Source organism: Sorangiineae bacterium MSr11367, from assembly GCA_037157805.1.
Taxonomy (GTDB): domain Bacteria; phylum Myxococcota_A; class Polyangia; order Polyangiales; family Polyangiaceae; genus Pendulispora; species Pendulispora rubella.
The window spans coordinates 13,412,317-13,430,011 of the sequence record CP089983.1; the positions used below are offsets into that span (position 1 = coordinate 13,412,317).

The window sequence follows — 17,695 nt, forward strand, 5'->3', positions numbered from 1 at the left end:
ACCGCGGCATTGTGGAAATCTGTTGCAGAGATGCGTCCCCTTACCCTTCGCTCTTTGGTTGTCCTGGCCTGCCTCGGATTGTCCGCGCCCGCGTTGGCGCAAGCCCAGAAGGAGAAGGTGAGCGCGCAAGCGCAGGGGCCATCGCCTGCGCAGGTGCAAGCTTCCCAGGCCGAGGCGCGCAAGCTGTCCGATGCCTTCGTCAACGTGGCCGAGCGGGTGAGCCCCAGCGTCGTCCAGATCGACGTCACCGCCCGTGACGAGAACGCCGACCAAATTTTGCGCTGGATCGGGCGCGGCAGCAGCGACTCCCCGGTCGCGCGCGGCACCGGTTCGGGCGTCGTCTTCACGCCCGACGGGGCCATCCTGACGAACAACCACGTCATCGAGGGCGCGCTCACCATCAACGTCCACCTGCGCGACGGGCGCTTCTTGCCCGCCCGCCTCGTCGGCCGCGATCCCGCGACGGATCTCGCGGTCATCAAGGTGGACACGCAGGGCCTCGTGGCCGCGAAGTTCGCCGACAGCGATGCGATGAAGGTCGGCGAGTGGGTCGTGGCCATCGGCTCGCCGTTCGGCCTCGGCTACACGGTCACCACCGGCGTGCTCAGCGCCAAAGGTCGCGGGCAGCTCGGGATGAACCTCATCGAGGATTACCTCCAGACCGACGCGAGCATCAACCCGGGCAACTCGGGCGGCCCGCTCTGCGATCTCGAGGGCCGCGTGGTCGGCATCAACACGATGATCGTGGGTCGCGGCAGCGGCATCGGCTTCGCGGTGCCGTCGAACATGGCCCGCCGCGCGGCGGAGCAAATCCTCAAGAGCGGGCGCGTCGAGCGCGCATGGATCGGCGTGGGCGCGCAGGATCTCTCCCCGGAGCTGGCGACGGTGATGAAGGTCGATCCGCGGGCGGGCGCCCTGGTCAACGCGGTGGGGGACAACTCGCCCGCCAAGCGCGCGCAGATCAAACCGGGCGACGTCATCGCGGCGGTGGCCGCGCGGCCGATTCACGATTCGCACGATTTGACCCGGGAGGTCCTGTCCCACGACGTGGGGCAGACCCTGGAGCTCGAGGTCCTTCGCGACGGAAAGCGCTATGGCACGAAGGTGACCTTGGCGGCGCGCCCGGAGCCGGCCGTGCCCCCCATCCCGGTGCAGCAGCAAGGCGTCCCGCAGCCGGGGCTTGGCCTCACCGTGCGGGATCTGACCCCGCAGCAAGCGAGCCAAGCCGGTCTGCCGTCCAAGGCGTTGCCCCTCATTACGGGCATTTCCCCCGGATCTTCGGCCGATCGTGCGGGCCTCAAGGTGGGTGACGTCATCGTCGAGGTGGACGGCACCTCCGAGCCTACCTCGTCGCAGGTGCAGCAGGCCGCCGCCGATGGGCAGCTTCTTCTTCGCGTGAAGCGGCGGGAATCGTCGTTTTACGCGGCGTTGAAGAAGTAACTTTGACGGCTCCCCCTGCGGGGGGAATTGACGGTGGCGGTGCCGCGGGGTACCCGTTGCCGCATGATCGAGGTTCGACAGATCGGCGAGGGGGGCAACCTTTCCGACTTTCTCAACGTGGTGGATTCCATCTACGCGGGCGACCCGCAGTACATCCGCCCGCTGGACATGTTCGTGAAAGACCAGCTCAATACGAAGAAGAACCCCTTCTTCGAGCATGGCGAGGCGGCGTTCTTCACGGCGCACCGCCATGGCGAGTGCGTGGGCCGCATCTCGGCGAGCATCGATCGTGAGCACCTCGATCGCTACAAGGACGACACCGGCTTCTTCGGCTTCCTCGACACCATCGACGATCCCGACGTGGCGCGTGCGCTGATCGACAAGGCCGAATCGTGGCTCAAGGCCCGCGGCATCAAGCGCGCACGCGGTCCCTTCTCGCTGAGCATCAACGAGGAGTCGGGCTGTCTGGTCAAAGGTTTCGACACGCCGCCCGTGTTCCTGTGCTCGCACCACCGCCCGTACCAGGGAGGCCTCATCGAGCAGGCCGGTTACGCGAAGGCGAAAGATCTGTTCGGGTGGAAGTACATGGTCTCGGACATGACCCCGCGCGTGAAGCGCGGCCACGACGAGATCCGCGCACTGCCCGAGGTCACCTCGCGCATGGGATCGCTCAAGGACATCGAGCGCGACGTGGGCATCTTCGTGGACGTCTTCAACGACGCCTGGTCGGACAACTGGGGCTTCGTTCCCTTTACGCGCAACGAAGTGCGCAAGATGGCGGCGGACTTCAAATTGATCCTGCAGCCGGAGATCACCCGCATCGTATCCATCGACGGGGAGCCGGCGGCGGTGGCGGTGACCTTGCCGAACCTCAACGAGATGATTCCCGATTTGCGCGGCAGCCTGTTCCCGTTCGGGTGGGCCAAGCTTTTGTATCGCCTCAAGGTGCAAGGCCCGCGCAGCGCGCGCCTGATCATTCTGGGCGTGCGGCGCAAGTACCGGAACGTGCGCAAATACGCCGGGCTGTCGGCGTTCTTGTATGGCGAGCTGGCGCTGTCGGGGAAGCGCATCGGCATCGAGTGGGGAGAGCTTGGGTGGACCTTGGAGGACAACGGCGCGGTGAACGCCGGGATCAAGGTCATGGGCGGGAAGAACTACAAGACGTACCGGATTTACGAAAAGAGCCTGGGGACATGAAAGTACTGATCACCGGAGCCAGCGGCTTTCTCGGGAGCCATGTGGCCGAACAACTGTCGCTCGCGGGCCATCAGGTGCGCGCGCTGGTGCGAAAGAGCTCCAATCGCAAATTCTTGGAGTCGCTGCCCAACGTGGAGCTGGCCTACGGTGCCGTCGAAGAAGCCGACAAGGTGGACGCCGCCGTCGAGGGCGTGGACGCCATCGTGCACGCCGCGGGCATCGTCAAGGCGCGAAGCAGCGAGGAGTTCCAGAAGATCAACCTGGGCGGCACGGTGAACGTGATCGCCGCCGCGAAGAAGCGCGCAAAGAGCATTCGCCGCTTGGTGTACATCTCGAGCCTCGAGGCGTGCGGCCCGTCGGAAACGGACACGCCGGTCCGCGTGGATCAGGAGAACCCGGTCACCGCGTACGGCCGCTCGAAGCTGGCCGCCGAAAAGGCCATCTTGGCCATCAAGGACGAGATCCCCGTCGTGACGTTGCGTCCCACGGGCATCTACGGCCCCCGCGACATCGAGATCTTCGAGGTCTTCAAGGCCGTGCAACGCCGCGTGCTTCCCATCACGGGCGACGGCAGCTCGAAGGTCACGTTCACCTACGCAACGGACTGCGCCAAGGCCGTCATCCGCGCCATCTTGGCGGACATCCCGAGCGGCCGCACCTACTTCATCACCGACGGCAAGGTCTACGTGCAGCGCGAAGCCATGGAAGAAGTAGAACGCGCCATCGGCAAACGCGCCCTGGTGCGCAAAGGCTTGCCCCTCGGCATCATTAGCGCCGTGGCCTTCGGCGTGGAGACCTACGGCAAGGTCGCCAACAAAGCCGTGATGCTCACGCGCGAAAAAGCGAACATGCTGGGCATGCCCTACTGGGTCTGCACGACGGACGACGCGATTGCCGAGTTGGGCTGGAAGCCCGAAATCGACTGGGTACAGGGTACCCGACTCACGGTGAAGTGGTACCGCGAGAACGGCTGGCTCTAACCCACCAAATCCCAATAACCAAATCCCAAATCCCACCAACCAAATCCCGCCCTCGAAATCCCCGCACCCGCTCCTGCTCCACGCCCGATGGCCTCGCTCAACGGCGCAGTAACGCAAGCGAGGCCCCACTGAGCGCCAGGGTGGCGGCGGCGAACATGACGGCCGTGAAGCTGCCGGCGCGGTGAAGCAGGGCGCCGGCGAGGCCGACCCCGCACGTCATGCCGATGTTGCGCGCCATGGCCGCCGCCGCCGCCGCCGCGCCTTGGCGGTCTTTGGGCGCGGCCCCCATGATGGAGGCGTTGTTCGGAGCGATGAACGCCCCGGCGCCGAGACCGATGAGGGCAACCACCGGCGCCATCGCCATGGGCGAACCGTCCGCGACGTACGCGAGGAGCACGCAGCCGCCCGCAATGGCGACCATGCCGAGCGCGCACGGCCAACGCGTGCCGAAGCGATCCGAGAGCCATCCCCCGATGGGGGCAACGATGGCCATCATGGCCGGTTGCGGCGTGAGGAGCAGGCCCGCATCACGGGCGGACATGCCGCGCGCATGCTGGAGCTGAAAGGGCAGGGAGAACGACAGCATGAACGTCGTCGTGTAGAGGAGCAGGGCCCCGGCCAGGCCCAGGAGGAACGGCGGGTGCCGTAGGAGAGGACGCTCCCCCTCCCCAGCCCTTCCCCGGCGGGTGATGGAGCCGACGCCGCTCGAGAGCCACACGCTGGCCAGCGCCGTTCCCACGAAGGCGACCGCGCACAGCGCGAGGAAGATGGACCGCCAACCGAGCGAGCCCACGAGAAGCCCGCCCAAGGTCGGACCGATGACCAGACCGAGGTACGTGAGCGAAAGCTGAAGGCCGAGCGCCCGCGCGCGGTGCGTGGGCGGGAAGACGCCGAGCACGATGGCCGGCCCCATCGACATGAGCATCGCGGCGCAGACGCCCTGAAGGGCCCGGGCCCCGACGAGCGCCGCCAGAGAATGCGTGTGCGCGCAGAGAAACGACGTCACTCCGAACCCGGAGAACCCCGCGACGAACACCTTTTTCGCGCCGAAGGTATCGCCCACCCGCCCGAACACGGGCAAGAGCACCGTGATGACCAGCAGGTACACCGTGAAGATCGGGCTGATCTCCCCCGGCCCGAGCCCGAACTCGCGCGCGATGACCGGCGCCGAGATGTTCACCAGGTTCGTACCGAGGGCCGCCATGAAGGAGCCCACGCCGCATGCGATCACCGTGCGGGTGCGCAGCCGCGCGTCAGCCACGGTAAAGGTATCGCTTCGGCGCGGCGGTGGTCCGAGCGTCGCGGATCAAATGGTGCTGCGGCGACAGCGAACACACGGGATCGGTTGCCGATGCATCGCCCGTGAGCGCGAAGGCTTGGCAGCGGCACCCGCCGAAGTCCACCTCCTTGCGCTCGCAGCTGCGGCAGGGCTCGGGCATCCAGGCATCCCCCCGATACGCGCGCAAGGCCGGCGAGTTTTCCCAGATGTCGCCCAGCGCGCGATCGCGTGCGCTGTCGAACGAGAGCCCCGTGATCTGCATCGCGGCATGGCACGGCAGAACGAAACCGCCGGGCGTCATGTGCACGAATCGCCGCGCCCATCCATCCATGCAGGCTTTTGGCTTCGTCGAGAAGTAATCCGGTTTCACGAAGAGCACATCCATCTTGCCGCGAAGACGCGCCTTGGCCTTCGCCGCCACCACCGACGCGCGCTCGAGTTGCTCCCGGGTCGGCAACAGCGTGTCGCGATTGAGCAGTGCCCACGCGTGGTATTGCGTGTTCGCGAGCTCCACGCGGTCGGCGCCCAGCTCCTCGGCCAGCGCGACGATGTCCTCCACCTCGTCGAGATTCGCCCGGTGCAGCACCACATTGATGGTCAGCGGCAGCTCGAGCTCTTTCACCCAGCGCGCCGCCGTGAGCTTGTGCGCGTGCCCTTCGTAGCCGGCGATGTCGTCGGCGCGCTCGGGGCGCGTGCTCTGCATGCTCACCTGCACATGGTCGATGCCCGCTTCCTTCAGCCCGACCAGGCGCTCGCGCGTGAGCGGCACCGTGCTGGTCACCAGGTTCGAATAGAGCCCGAGCTCGCGCGCGCGCCGCACGATGGGTTCGAGATCCTTGCGCGCGAGCGGCTCGCCGCCGGTGAAATGCACCTGCATCACGCCGAGCTCCTCCGCCTCCGTCAGGACGCGGAGCCATTGCTCGGTGCTCATCTCGTCGCGGTGATCGCGCAGCGCCGTCGGGTTGGAGCAATAGGGGCACTTGAGCGCGCACCGGTACGTCAGCTCGGCGATGAGGGTGTACGGCCGCGGCGCACTCACGGCTGCGGCTCCAAAAGGCCCCGCGCGGCGAGATCCTCCAGGAACTCGACCACGTCGCGCTCGATGCGCTCCGCCGAGGCCCCCTCGGTGGCCGCGGCGAGCTGCTGCACGATCTCGCTCACCGTGCGCGTTCCATCGCACCGCTCCGCAATGGCCGCCGCCGAGGCGCTCAAGAGAAGACCCCGCTCCGGATAGAGCAGCATGTGCTGCCCCTGGTGCCGATCGAAACGAAGCCGCGCCTTCTTCGCCAGCTTGGGAACGGAGGTCGCGGAGATCATGCCGGAAATTCCTTGCTCACCGCGTCGAGCAGCGCCCACAAAATGTGGCACTTGGTGATGAGCGCCTCGATGCACCGCTCCTGCTGCTCGCGGCCCGTCGCGTGCGCGAGCACGTAGTCGATGGCCTGCCGCGAATCGTCCCGAGCGCGCGTCACCCGGCCACGGAAGTACGCCAAGGTGGCGCCATCCACCCAGGGATAGTGCGTCTCCCACGCGGCGATCCGGCGCGTCATGATGTCCGGCGAGAAAAATTCGGTCAGCGACGACGCCACCGCCTCGACCAGCGGACGCTCGCGCACCAGCTGCACGTACGCATCGCATGCGAAGCGCACACCGGGCAGCACGCGCGAAAGGCTCTTCACCTCCTCGACGTCGAGCCCCACCCCCGCCGCCAGCCGCTGCCACTGCGCCAGGCCGCCCTCGCCCTCGGCCTTCCCATCGTGGTCGACGATGCGCTGCATCCACGAGCGGCGAAACGCCGGATCGTCCGATTTGGACAAGATGATGGCGTCTTTAATCGGTATTCGCGTCTGATAGTAATACCGATTCAGCACCCAGGCTTGAATCTGCGTGCGCGAAAGCTCCCCCGCGTGCATACGCACGTGAAACGGATGATGATCGTGATAGCGCTTTTCGCCTTCCTGCCGCAGCCGCGCCACGAAGTCGTCTTTGGAGAGTGCGCTCATAACGTGATGTCCATTCCGTCGAAAGCGATTTCGAATCCCGCCGCCTCCACGATGCGCCGCTCTTCGGACGACTTCGAGAGGATGGGGTTCGTGTTGTTGATGTGCGTATAGATTTTACGACCGGGCAACGACGATAGCCGCGCAAGGCTGCCTCGGCCATCGTCTACCGTGATGGGCACGTGCGCCATGTCCTTGGCCACCGCCTGCGACAGGCCGAGTCGAACGAGCTCGTCCTCCCGGTAGAACGTCCCGTCGAACAGGAGTGCTGCGTGTCCTTCCAAGTCACTCCGCGTCTCGAGGTGCGCGCACGCCGTTAGGTAGACTGCGCTTCGCCGCGGTGCGCTACCGTCGTGGAACACGAGGCCGACGTTGTCCTCCGGGCTCGGCGTGCCGCCCATCAAGTGCACGGGCAGCTTGCCCGGCGCCGCGAATGCACGAAGGTGAACGCCCGTGCTTTCGCCCGCGGCGTCGCGAATTTCCATGTCGTGCCCGATCTCGAGCCGGCGCCAGACCACGTGCCCCTCGAAGCGTTGCAGCGTCCGCAGGAACGCATTGGCCTCGAGCCCGCGCCACACGGCCTCGGTCGCATAGAGCGCGAACGGGTACGATTCCCGCAACGCAAAGAGCCCGAGCACATGGTCCATGTCCCCGTTGGTGAGCACGATGGCTCGAATCGGAGAATGACGCGGCGCCCGCGGCCAGAGGGCGCGTGTGCGTTTGATCTGCTCGAGCACGTCGGGCGATGCATTAACGACGACATACGATTCCCCATCGCGCGTGACCGCGACGGAGTCTTGTGTGCGTCCTTGAAAGTCTGCGTGGTTTCCCCGAACTGCAACACATTGGGGACAACCACAATTCCATTGCGGAAAGCCGCCGCCGGCGGCCGAACCAAGTACTGTGAGCCGCATCATTCCGACCGATACTATCCGTACTGGCCTTTGTTAAGAATGTTTACTAAATACATCGCTCGCGCTTGCGATATGTTTTCGGCGAGCTAACCAAGTCCACGAAGCAAAAAGGAGCGAGAGAACATGACGACTTCGACATCCGTGACGTGGGAAAAGCCGACGGCCATCGAGATCAAGATGGACGCTGAAATCTCTTCGTACCAAGAGGAAGATCCCTGGCGCGAGGGCCCGCCCGTTTGCGAGCCCGCCGTCGAGGGCTGACTAAGTTGCGAAGAGTTCCGTGAGCCATGCGCCCAACGCGTTTACCCGCGCGTTGGTGCGAAGGTCACGGTGGAAGACCATCCAAGCGTCGCGTGTGGGAAGGGGGGTGCGCGGCAGGACGCGAACCAGGCGAGGGTCGGCGGCCTCGAATGCGGTTGGCAAGATCGCAAGCCCGTGCCCCGAGGCGCAGGCCGCCACCAGCGTTACCGTTCGGTTCGTCCGCAAGGCAAAGCGGGGTCGCGGCGCATGTTCGCGAAGCCAGCGCGCCTCCGGAATGTGGTCCAGTGACGTGTCGTAGGTGAGCCACTCGTGCGCGGCGAGCTCGCGTAGGCTGCGCGGTGGCGGACGCCGACCGATGTAGGACTGCCCCGCGTAGATGCCATAGTCGTAGCGCCCCACCCGGCGCGCGACCAGCGAGGACTCGCGCGGGCGCGAGAGGCGCAGGGCCACATCGGCCTCGCGACGTAGCACGTCGAGCTCGCGCGTCTCGCCGACCAGCTCCAGGTCGATGCCCGGATGCCGCTCGCGAAAGCCCGCCAGGCGCGGCACCACGAGGAACGTCAGCAGCCCGTCGCCCGCGGTGAGCCGCACCGTGCCCTCGAGGCGTGCATCGGCCCCGCCGAGCTCTCGCTCCGCGTGAACGACCTCGCCCTCGATGCGCTCGGCGCGCGGAACGAGGGTACGCCCCGCCTCGGTGAGCACGAGCCCCGCCGGCGTCCGCTCGAAGAGCCGCACGCGCAATGTCGCTTCCAGCGCCGCGAGCCTTCGCCCCACCGTGGTGGCATCCACGCCCAGCGAGCGCGCCGCGGCGGCATGCGTCCCTTGCCGGCGCAGTGCCAGAAAGATGCGGAGATCGTCCCAGACCATGCCCTGCATTCTTGCACGACGAACATGCAACCATGGGTACTTCTGCACGGGCAGCGAAAGCCTCACCTTTGGGGACATGAAAGCCTTCGAACTCGCGCAGTACGGCTACGACGGTCTGCGCCTCGCCGAGCGCCCCCAGCCTTCACCCGGCCCGGGGCAGCTCCTTCTGCGCATGCGCGCCGCGGCGCTCAATTACCGCGACCTCAGCGTCCTTCGCGGCGAGTACGCGTCCTTGCCGCTGCCGGTCATCATGGGCTCGGACGGCGTGGGGGAGGTGGTCGCCGTCGGCGCGGGCGTGACCAAGTTCGCCCTCGGCGATCGCGTCCTGCTCCTGTACATCACCAATTGGATCGACGGCGCGCCGCCCGAAGAGAACATGCGCCGCCTCGGCGGTCCGCTCGACGGCACCTTCGCCGAGTACGTCGTCATCCAGGAAGACGGCGCCGTGCACGCACCGGCGCATCTCTCCGACGTCGAGGCCGCGACCTTGCCCGTGGCCGGGCTCACGGCGTGGCACATGTTGTTCGCCCATGGCCATTTGCGCCTCGGCGAATCGGTCGTCGTGCAGGGCACGGGCGGCGTGTCGCTCTTCGCGTTGATGCTGGCCCGCGCTGCGGGGGCCGAGGTCATCGTCACCTCGGGCAGCGACGAGAAACTCGCTCGGGCGAAAGCACTGGGCGCGCACCACGTCATCAACTACCGCACGACGCCGGACTGGGACGTGCGCGTTCGCGAGATCACGCGCGGCCGCGGTGCCGATCACGTGATCGACGTGGCCGGCGGCGAGGAGCTCACGCGATCCATCAAGGCCGCGCGCATCGCCGGAACCGTGTACGTCACGGGCTTCGTGGCGGGCCTGAACGCAAACTTCGCGCTGCTCCCGGCCATCACGAAACGCGTGCGCCTGCAAGCGGTCTCGGGAGGGCACCGCGCGAGCCTCGAGGCACTCGCGCGCTCGACAGAGTTGCACCGCGAGATCCGCCCGGTGATCGATCGCACCTTCCACTTCACGGAGCTAAGGGAGGCGCTTCGTCACTTGGACAAGGGCGGCCACTTTGGAAAGGTTGCGCTGTCATTCGAGGGCACACACTCGTAAGCGAGCGTGCGATAAGGGGAGGATGCGCCTCCATCAATTTCACCCATCGGGCAACTGTTACAAGATCAGGTTGCTCCTGCACCACTTGGACATCCCGGTCGAGCTCGTCGATGTCGATTACCTGGGTGGGGAGACGCGCACGCCGGCTTATCGCAAGATCAATCCGATCGGCCGCATCCCGACCCTCGAGCTCGACGACGGCGCGTTCCTTCCCGAGTCGCCGGCCATCCTCTGGTACTTCGCCGAGGGCACGCCATACCTTCCTGGCGATCGGCTGCAACGCGCGCGTGTGCTGCAGTGGATGAGTTTCGAGCAGTACGATCACGAGCCCTACATCGCCGTCGCCCGCAACTGGGTCAGCTACGCGGGGATCCCGCGCGGCAAAGAAGGAGAGTTGCGCGAGCGCCAGGAGAAGGGGCGCAAGACGCTCTCCGTCATGGATGAACATTTGCGCGCCAACGATTTTTTCGCGGGCACGTATTCCATCGCGGACATCGCGCTGTACGCCTACACGCACGTGGCGCGGGAAGGCGAATTCGACCTCTCGCTCTACCCTCACGTGCTCGCATGGCTCGAACGGGTGCGGTCACAGCCGCGTCACATCGGCATCACTGAGCGGCCATAACCGCGAAATGCACCCCAGCAGCATTGACGGTGGCTCGGGCAGGGAGACAATGCCTGGGTGAACGCATCGCGCAACATCCCGGTCATGCTTCGTCCGAAAGACGACGGCACCTACGAGGCCGAATGCTTGATGCTGCCTGGCTGCACGTGTGTCGCGCGTTCGCGGCAGCAGGCGCTCGAGAAGATGCAGAACCTGGTGAGCGAGGCGATGCGCGACGAGAAGGTGGACGCCACGCGCTACGAGATCGTCTACCTCGCGGTGGGCCGGTCGTCCTAGCGCGTGCCCGCGTGAAATAGGTCGGCGTGCGGTTGCGCGCGCTTGATGGCCATCTGTGACGTTTTGCCTCGGCTTCGAGCGACACGATGCGCATTTGCGACGAGCGGTAGCGCTCAGACGGCGGGTTTTTACGAGCCCGCTTTTTGCTTAGCCCTCCGAGGAATCGATGAGGGACGAAGCATGATGGTCCGCGAGGCGCCCAAAGGCTCCGTGTTGATCGTGGACGGTGACAAGGAGACACGCGCGAACCTGCGCCGCGCTTTGCCACCCGGGATGTTTCGCGTCGTCGAAGCGGCCGACGCGTGGGAAGCGCTCGCCAAAATGGACGCGGCGGACACCATGTTCGATCTGCTGGTGCTCGACGTGTCGCAGGCGCGGCCGTCGACCCTGGAGATGACCCGACGTCTGCGCCGCGCCGAATCGACGTCGCACATTCCGATCTTCGCCTTCGCGTGGCGCCCGCTGACCGAGACCGAGGTGCAGCGCGCCGTCGAGCACGGCGTGACGGATTTCGTGCCGATGCCCTCGTCGCCGACGGCGCTGGCTGCGAAGCTTCGCGCCGCGGGCGAGCAGGTCAAGCTCGTGCGCAAACTGCAAAAAGAGCTCGAATTTGCCCAGAAAAACGCCACGGTGGACGAGCTCACGGGGCTGGGAAACCGGCGCGGGTTCGAGGGGCGCATCCTCGAAGAGAGCGCCTACGCCAAGCGCCACAAGGAGCCGTTCGCGGTGCTGCTCCTCGATCTGGATCGGTTCAAGACGATCAACGACCGATTCGGCCATGAGGAGGGCGACCGTTTGCTCGCGCACTTCGCCGGCGCGTTGAAGACGATCTCGCGCGGCGAGGACGTGGCCTTTCGCTACGGCGGCGACGAGTTCGTTCTGCTTCTACGCGCGTGCGATGCGAACCGCGCGCGGGACGTGGCATCGCGGATGCGGCTGCATCTGCAGCAGCACCCGTTTCGTTTCTCCGATGGCACGACCGATCCGGTGCCGTTCAGCGGCGGTGTCGCGGCGGTGCTTCCGAACGAGTCGTTCCTCGGGCAAGATCTCTTCGCGCGCGCCGACGTGGCGCTCTACCGCGCGAAGAATGCCGGGCGCGATCGCGTGTACGTGTGGGGCGTCGACGAGACCCGCGAGGGCAACCCGGTTTCGGCGCGGCGTCCGAGCACCTTGCGCACGCTGGTGACGACGCCGTTCACTCCGACGACGTTGGTGCGGACGCTGCGGCAGGCGCGCGCGCTCATCTCGAGCGAGGACCGGTGGATCCCCCGCGGCTTCGCGCAAGATCGCGAAGGGCGATGGTGCCCGGTGGGAAGCGAGAGCGCGGCGCGCTTCAGCGTGCTCGGTGCCATCGTGCGCGTGGGGGGCGGCTCGCGCGATGTGCTCGCGCTGGCGCGACGTGCGTTCCACTACATTGCGCCCGAGCTTTACGAGAAGCTCACGAACGAGGAACTGACGTTCAGTCATGGCGAAGCCATGGATCTGCTGGACCGCACCGTCGCGCGTCTCGACGCGACAGTTTTGACCGTGCGGCCTCACACGGCGGACCCCGGCCGCACCGCTCCGTAGTACGCTCGACAACCCTTTTGGAACGTTTTAGCGGGGAGGCGAGAAGAGCGATGCCCGAGATCGACCAGCACCAGCCCACCACGTTTTGTCCTAGCCAACTTGCAACGCGCGACGTGCAGCGCGCGAAGATCTTCTACAACGAGCTGTTTGGCTGGACGTTCGACGACGTGCGGCTGCCGGCCGGCGACGTGTACACGCGCTGTCGCGTGCGTGGCCGCGAGGTGGCCGCGTTTCGGCAAGTGGGTCGCGAGGCAGGGTGGACGCTCTGCATTTCGGTTCACAACGTCGACACCGCCGTGCAGCGTGCCACGCGTCTCGGCGGGCGCGTGCGTTCGGCGCCGAACGACCTGTTGAATCTCGGGCGCATGGCCACCATCGAGGATCGCGACGGTGCGACGTTCGGCGTGTGGCAATCGCAGGCGCTCCCGGCCACCCTGCGCGCGCGGCCGGCGGGCGAGGTGTCCACGGCCTGTTGGCACGAGTTGTCGGCGGACGATCCGGCGGACGCGCAGCAGTTCTACACGGAGTTGTTCGGCTGGCGCGCGCGTACGTCGCACGAGCTCGGGCGCGAGTACACGGAGTTTCGCGTGGGCGCGCAGGCGGTGGGCGGCTTGGTGAAGAAGCCCGCCCCGCGGACGCCGCCGTCGTGGATTGCGTATTTCTCGGTGCGCGACTGCGACTGGGCCGCGCGCATCGCCGCGGTGATGGGCGGCCAGATCGTGGCCGCTCCGCGCGACCTTCCCACGGTGGGCCGCTTCGCCCTGGTGCGCGATACGGAAGGCTCGGTGTTCGGCATTCTGGGTGCGCGCCCTTCGTGACGGCGCGCGCCGGTGAGTTCCGCGTGGCCTTGCTGCGCGGAATCAACTTGGGCAGCTCGAATCGGCTGCCCATGCCGGCGTTGGTGGCCATGTTCGAGGCCGCGGGTTGTGCGGACGTGCGCCACTACATCCAAAGCGGCAACATCGTCTTTCGCGCGCTCGCCACGGTGGCCGCGCGCCTTTCCGCGCGGATCGCGAAGCACATCGCCCCCGACTTCGGCTACGACGTCCCGGTGATCTTGCGCACGGAGGCGGAGCTGCGCCAAGTGCTGCGGGTGAACCCGTTCTTGGATCGCGGTACGGACGGGAAGACCTTGCACGTCGCCTTTTTGGCAGCGGAGCCTGACTCCGCGCGGGTGAGCTCCTTGGACGCCAAGCGCTCCCCGCCCGATTCCTTCGCGGTGCTGGGCCGCGAGATCTTTCTGCTTTGCCCGAACGGCGTTGGCCAGACGAAGCTGTCCAACGCCTACTTCGACGCGAAACTCGCCACCACGAGCACCATGCGCAACTGGAACACCGTGCAGAAGCTCGTGGCGATGATGGAGTGATCAGGCATCATAAAGTGGGCACTATCGAAGATAATGCACAGTCTATGATGCATTGGACAGGTCGTCAGGTCGTGGCCAGGGCGTCGACCAGGGCGGGGATGTCTTGTTCGGCGACGGCGCAGAGGCCGACGCGGAGGGCGCCGCGAATGGGGACGACGTAGACGCCGCGATCGCGCATGCGGGCGGCTTTTTCGGCGGCTTCGTCGGTGAAGACGGAGACGAAGAAGCCGCCGTCGTAGCGCGGGTAGCGGAGATTTTTCGCGTGGGCGAGCTCGTTGAAGATGTTCACGCGGTGGGCGAGGAGCTTGCGCGTGACCTCGCGCTCGGCGTCGGCGGCCGCTTTCAAGGCCGGATCGGTGAGCAGCTGCGTGATGGCGCGCAGGCCGCCGGCGTTGCAGTTGGACCACGTGCCGCGCGACGAGTAGGAAAGGGCGTTGTCGGTGGCGGCGCGTTCTTTTTCTTCGGGGATGCACGCCACGAGCGCGCCCACGCGCAGGCCGTAGTGCGTGAACGTCTTCGACGCGCTCCACGCAAACAGAAGGCCGGCCTTGCCGAGGAGCGGCACCAGCTCGGGCAGGTGATCCCACGGCGGGCCCGCGCTGTAGGCGGCGTACGCGACATCGACCAGCAACGTGAGCGGTGCACGTTCCGCGTGCGGCAGGAGCCGCGCCACGAGGGCTTTCCACTCGTCACGGTGCATCGAGTAGCCGGTGGGGTTGTGACAGGGATCGTTGATGAAGAGCAGAACGCGTCCCTGATCCTGGATTTGGGTGGCCACGGCCTGGTCGAGCGCATCGAGGTCGAGCTTGCCGTCGCTGGTGAACATCGAGAACGTGGCGACCTTCCGCTCCGCCTCGTCCGCGAGGGTCGAATAGGGCGCCCAGAAGTAGCTCGTGGTGAGGAGCGCCTGCCCGGCCTCGAGGAAATTGACGATGGCATGGCGCAGCGCGCCCGAGCCTCCGGGGGTGGCAACCGCGATGCTGGTGGCCCGAAGTCGCGGCTCGCCGCCGAGAAGGTCGTTCTGCACCGCCTGGAGAAACGCCGGGTGTCCCGCGATGGGGGCGTACGCCGCCCAGTCGTCGACCTTCGTCTCGTGGACCACGCGCGCCGCCGTGGGCAACACGGCAAGGGCGCCCTCGTCGTCGAGCAAGACGCCAATGGTGGCGTTGATGATGCGATCCCCCTTCGCCTTGCGTGCGGTCGCCTCACGATGCAGCGAAAAAATGGGGTCATCGGACGGTCGGTTGCGGTGCGAAGGGATCAGGTGGATCACGGCGTCTCCGAGGCGCAGGGGTTGGTGGGGAAGGGGCTCGCAGGTTTGTATGCCACTTTGTCAGTGGCGCGTAGGGTGAAGCCCCGAACAGGTGCCAGCTTGGCCGACTTTGGTCCGCCTTCCCATCATCGATCCGCGAAAATCCGCATGGCATGTACTATGCTCCGGACCCCGCGAGCGGCCCCATGCCGCAAGGTGACCATCGTATGCCTACGTTCTTTTCCTTACTTCTTCGCACCACCCTCGCCGTGTGCCTCGGCGGCTTTTTGTGGAGCTACTCGGGCACCGCGCACGCGCAGTCGCTGACGCTGGCCATTGCCAAGGTCGATCGGATCAAGGGCTCGGGCGGTCTGCCAAATCGGCCTAACGGGCTCAAGACCACCGACATCACCCGTGCCGATTGCGTGGCCAATGTCATCGAGCGCTTCTCGTTGACGGTGACGGGAACCGTGGATTCGGGCCGCAATTTGGACGTTTGGGCGTCGACCGGTGGCGACTGCACGCAGATCACGAGCCGACAGAACGGCACGGCCGGGGCCACGTGTTGGCAAATCGCGGGAAATCAAACGGTCCGCAACGGCACCATCGTCGTGGATATCCCCGCTCAAACCATCGCCAGCCAGTTGGGGAACGCAACGAAGCAGCCAGGCGTCCAGACAGGTTCGCTCGATACCTGCAGCTCGCAGCCGACGGTGGGCGCCAGCGCCATCAATGTCTACTTCCTGTACGGCGTACCCGGAAACAATTCGGATTCCAACGTCCAACAAGCGATCAACTGGGACACGAAAGGTCCGGCTGGACCGACCAACGTCACGGCCGGAGACGGCGATCGCGTGATCGTGATGAAATGGAGCCCCCAATCGAGCTCGGGTTCCGACATCAGCGGCTACACCGTGTATTGCGCTCCGAAGGACGGGCTCGACGCGGCCCCTCCTCCGGTCGATGCCGGCGATGCCGGAACGCACCCGGAGTGTCAGGACGGTGGGTTCACGGATGGGGGCGTCGACGATGCCGGTAACCCCATCCCGGGTCAGCCCATCGACGGTGGCTGCACGCAGGTTCCCAACGTACCGGATGGCGGACAACCCAGCGACTGCCCCTCGCCCGGACTCGACGCCCCCATCGTCAGAAGTGTCGGCAGTTCGGTTTCGGATGGCACGACCGTGGATGGTTTGACGAACGGCGTCGAATACGCGTGTGCGGTGGCCGCCTACGACAAAGGCCGAAACCCGGGCGAGCTTTCCAAGGCGGCGTGCGCGATGCCGGGGCCGGTGAAGGACTTTTTCTGGCGGTACCGCGAGGCAGGTGGACCTGCTGGAGGATGTGCCCTCGAAGGCGCTCCTCTGACGGACGGAGTCATGATTGGCGGCGCAACAGCCGCAGTACTTGCGCTCGTGCGACGGCGTCGGAAAGGAAAGCGTTCATGAGACTCGCACCCGCGTGCGCTGTCTTCGCGTTTGCTGCAATCGGGTTGGCGTCGACCACGGCCTCCGCTGCCGACGACGACTTGATCCTGAGGCCGCGCCACAAGCAATTCGAGTCGCCGCAGCACTTCTACTTGGAGCTTCGCTTTGCGCCCTACAAACCGCAAATCGACGACGACCCGGCGTTGCACGCGAATCCCGATCTGGGCGTTAGCAATACGCCATGGAAGGACACATTCCGTGACAACGCACGGCTCCTAGCTGCCCTCGAATTCGACTGGCAAATCTTCCGTCTCCCGTACATAGGGACCGTCGGGGCCGGCGCGTCCATCGGCTACACGCGTATGAGCGCGAAGGCGCCGAAGCTCGATCCGGCTGCCCCGCTGAACAACGAGCCCTCGGGTTCGAACACGACCCTCGAGCTCTTCCCGATGTACGCCATCGCCGTTTTGCGCGCCGACGTCTTCATGCGCGAAATGGGGATTCCCTTCGTGCCGTATGGCAAAGCGGGAATCGGCTACGTGCCCTGGCGCACATTCACCGAGGGCGGTACTTCCTATTCCGAGACCCCCGACGGCACCGTCCACGGCAAAGGCCAAACGTGGGGACTTCACCTGGCCGTCGGCCTGGCGTTTCAATTGGACGTCATCGATCGCTACACCGCGAAGAACCTCGACCAGACCCTCGGGATCAACCACTCGTATCTCTATGGCGAGTGGATGTTCGCGAACTACCGCGGCATTGGCCAGTCCAACGTCCTCTGGGTGGGAACGAGCACCTGGGTCACGGGACTGGCCTTCGAGTTCTGAGCAACGAGGCGGATCAGGCGGCGGCGAGGCGTTTGGCTAGTTCGCCGCTGCGGTCCAATTGGTGCAGTTCGTCGGAGCCGCCGATGGGCGTGCCGTTGATGAAGATTTGGGGGACGGTGCGCTGGCCCGTGGTCTTGACCAGCCAGGCTCGCTTTTCGTCGTCCTCGCTGACGTCGATCTCCTCGAAGGCGATGCCCCGCTTGGTCAGGAGCTGCTTGGCGCGGGTGCAGTAGGGGCAGTAGTTCGTCGTGTAGACTTGGACGGCGGAGGGAGTGGTCATCGTACTGCGCGGAAAGTAGGGTCAGGGGCGGACCGGCGC

The 17,695-nt window shown here is 66.1% G+C and carries 20 protein-coding genes; 12 read left to right on the forward strand and 8 right to left on the reverse strand.

Annotated elements, in window-relative coordinates; translation table 11 throughout:
* Positions 1-30: 30 nt before the first annotated feature.
* The 3 genes from LVJ94_52385 (at position 31) to LVJ94_52395 (ending at position 3,617) form a co-directional block, all read left to right on the forward strand.
* Positions 31-1,440: a trypsin-like peptidase domain-containing protein gene (locus tag LVJ94_52385; GenBank protein WXB05484.1), complete on the forward strand. Its 1,410-nt coding sequence runs from the start codon at positions 31-33 to the stop codon at positions 1,438-1,440.
* Positions 1,441-1,503: 63 nt separating this feature from the next.
* Entirely contained in the window at positions 1,504-2,637 is a 1,134-nt protein-coding gene (locus LVJ94_52390) for a hypothetical protein (protein ID WXB05485.1), read from the forward strand.
* Positions 2,634-3,617, forward strand: a complete 984-nt coding sequence (locus LVJ94_52395) for an NAD(P)-dependent oxidoreductase (GenBank protein ID WXB05486.1) — start codon at positions 2,634-2,636, stop codon at positions 3,615-3,617. Before LVJ94_52390 ends, LVJ94_52395 begins: the two co-directional genes overlap by 4 nt.
* 97 nt (positions 3,618-3,714) lie before the next feature.
* On the opposite strand, the gene LVJ94_52400 is transcribed toward LVJ94_52395, so the two are convergent.
* Genes LVJ94_52400 through pqqB form a run of 5 tightly spaced genes read right to left on the reverse strand, consistent with a single transcriptional unit; the run spans position 3,715 to position 7,810 of the window.
* Positions 3,715-4,878, reverse strand: a complete 1,164-nt coding sequence (locus LVJ94_52400; GenBank protein WXB05487.1) for an MFS transporter — start codon at positions 4,876-4,878, stop codon at positions 3,715-3,717.
* Complete coding sequence (pqqE, locus tag LVJ94_52405) at positions 4,871-5,935, reverse strand: pyrroloquinoline quinone biosynthesis protein PqqE (protein WXB05488.1); 1,065 nt, start codon at positions 5,933-5,935, stop codon at positions 4,871-4,873. The genes LVJ94_52400 and pqqE overlap by 8 nt, the downstream gene beginning before the upstream one ends.
* Positions 5,932-6,213: a pyrroloquinoline quinone biosynthesis peptide chaperone PqqD gene (gene pqqD / locus LVJ94_52410; GenBank protein ID WXB05489.1), complete on the reverse strand. Its 282-nt coding sequence runs from the start codon at positions 6,211-6,213 to the stop codon at positions 5,932-5,934. The genes pqqE and pqqD overlap by 4 nt, the downstream gene beginning before the upstream one ends.
* Positions 6,210-6,899 (reverse strand): pyrroloquinoline-quinone synthase PqqC, encoded by a 690-nt coding sequence (gene pqqC, locus LVJ94_52415; GenBank protein ID WXB05490.1) that lies wholly within the window; start codon positions 6,897-6,899, stop codon positions 6,210-6,212. The genes pqqD and pqqC overlap by 4 nt, the downstream gene beginning before the upstream one ends.
* Positions 6,896-7,810: a pyrroloquinoline quinone biosynthesis protein PqqB gene (gene pqqB / locus LVJ94_52420; GenBank protein ID WXB10826.1), complete on the reverse strand. Its 915-nt coding sequence runs from the start codon at positions 7,808-7,810 to the stop codon at positions 6,896-6,898. The genes pqqC and pqqB overlap by 4 nt, the downstream gene beginning before the upstream one ends.
* A gap of 123 nt (positions 7,811-7,933) precedes the next feature.
* Between pqqB and LVJ94_52425 the strand changes: the two genes are divergently transcribed.
* The gene (locus LVJ94_52425; GenBank protein WXB05491.1) at positions 7,934-8,071 is read left to right on the forward strand and encodes a hypothetical protein; all 138 of its coding nucleotides are present in this window, start codon (positions 7,934-7,936) and stop codon (positions 8,069-8,071) included.
* Here the strand turns inward: LVJ94_52425 and LVJ94_52430 are convergent, their stop codons facing one another.
* A complete protein-coding gene (locus tag LVJ94_52430; GenBank protein WXB05492.1) occupies positions 8,072-8,938 on the reverse strand; it encodes a LysR family transcriptional regulator in 867 nt (288 codons plus the stop codon).
* A gap of 76 nt (positions 8,939-9,014) precedes the next feature.
* Here LVJ94_52430 and LVJ94_52435 point away from each other — a divergent pair, with 76 nt between their 5' ends.
* From LVJ94_52435 to LVJ94_52460, 6 genes are all read left to right on the forward strand, one after another.
* Positions 9,015-10,034, forward strand: a complete 1,020-nt coding sequence (locus tag LVJ94_52435; GenBank protein WXB05493.1) for an NAD(P)-dependent alcohol dehydrogenase — start codon at positions 9,015-9,017, stop codon at positions 10,032-10,034.
* Between the two features lie 22 nt (positions 10,035-10,056).
* Positions 10,057-10,659, forward strand: coding sequence for a glutathione S-transferase family protein (locus LVJ94_52440; GenBank protein WXB05494.1), 603 nt, complete (start codon positions 10,057-10,059; stop codon positions 10,657-10,659).
* A gap of 84 nt (positions 10,660-10,743) precedes the next feature.
* Positions 10,744-10,935 carry a hypothetical protein gene (locus tag LVJ94_52445; GenBank protein ID WXB05495.1) on the forward strand — a complete coding sequence of 64 codons (192 nt, stop codon included), beginning with the start codon at positions 10,744-10,746 and terminating at the stop codon, positions 10,933-10,935.
* Between the two features lie 180 nt (positions 10,936-11,115).
* On the forward strand, positions 11,116-12,504 hold the full coding sequence (locus LVJ94_52450; GenBank protein WXB05496.1) for a diguanylate cyclase: 1,389 nt from the start codon (positions 11,116-11,118) through the stop codon (positions 12,502-12,504).
* 50 nt (positions 12,505-12,554) lie between these two features.
* Entirely contained in the window at positions 12,555-13,322 is a 768-nt protein-coding gene (locus LVJ94_52455; GenBank protein ID WXB05497.1) for a VOC family protein, read from the forward strand.
* The gene (locus tag LVJ94_52460; protein ID WXB05498.1) at positions 13,319-13,870 is read left to right on the forward strand and encodes a DUF1697 domain-containing protein; all 552 of its coding nucleotides are present in this window, start codon (positions 13,319-13,321) and stop codon (positions 13,868-13,870) included. Before LVJ94_52455 ends, LVJ94_52460 begins: the two co-directional genes overlap by 4 nt.
* A 64-nt stretch (positions 13,871-13,934) precedes the next feature.
* On the opposite strand, the gene LVJ94_52465 is transcribed toward LVJ94_52460, so the two are convergent.
* On the reverse strand, positions 13,935-15,143 hold the full coding sequence (locus LVJ94_52465; GenBank protein WXB05499.1) for an aminotransferase class I/II-fold pyridoxal phosphate-dependent enzyme: 1,209 nt from the start codon (positions 15,141-15,143) through the stop codon (positions 13,935-13,937).
* Positions 15,144-15,349: 206 nt separating this feature from the next.
* Between LVJ94_52465 and LVJ94_52470 the strand changes: the two genes are divergently transcribed.
* Both LVJ94_52470 and LVJ94_52475 read left to right on the forward strand, forming a co-directional pair.
* Positions 15,350-16,570 (forward strand): fibronectin type III domain-containing protein, encoded by a 1,221-nt coding sequence (locus LVJ94_52470; protein ID WXB05500.1) that lies wholly within the window; start codon positions 15,350-15,352, stop codon positions 16,568-16,570.
* Positions 16,567-17,376: an MXAN_2562 family outer membrane beta-barrel protein gene (locus LVJ94_52475; GenBank protein ID WXB05501.1), complete on the forward strand. Its 810-nt coding sequence runs from the start codon at positions 16,567-16,569 to the stop codon at positions 17,374-17,376. Before LVJ94_52470 ends, LVJ94_52475 begins: the two co-directional genes overlap by 4 nt.
* A 13-nt stretch (positions 17,377-17,389) precedes the next feature.
* On the opposite strand, the gene grxC is transcribed toward LVJ94_52475, so the two are convergent.
* Complete coding sequence (grxC, locus tag LVJ94_52480) at positions 17,390-17,656, reverse strand: glutaredoxin 3 (protein WXB05502.1); 267 nt, start codon at positions 17,654-17,656, stop codon at positions 17,390-17,392.
* Positions 17,657-17,695: the final 39 nt, after the last annotated feature.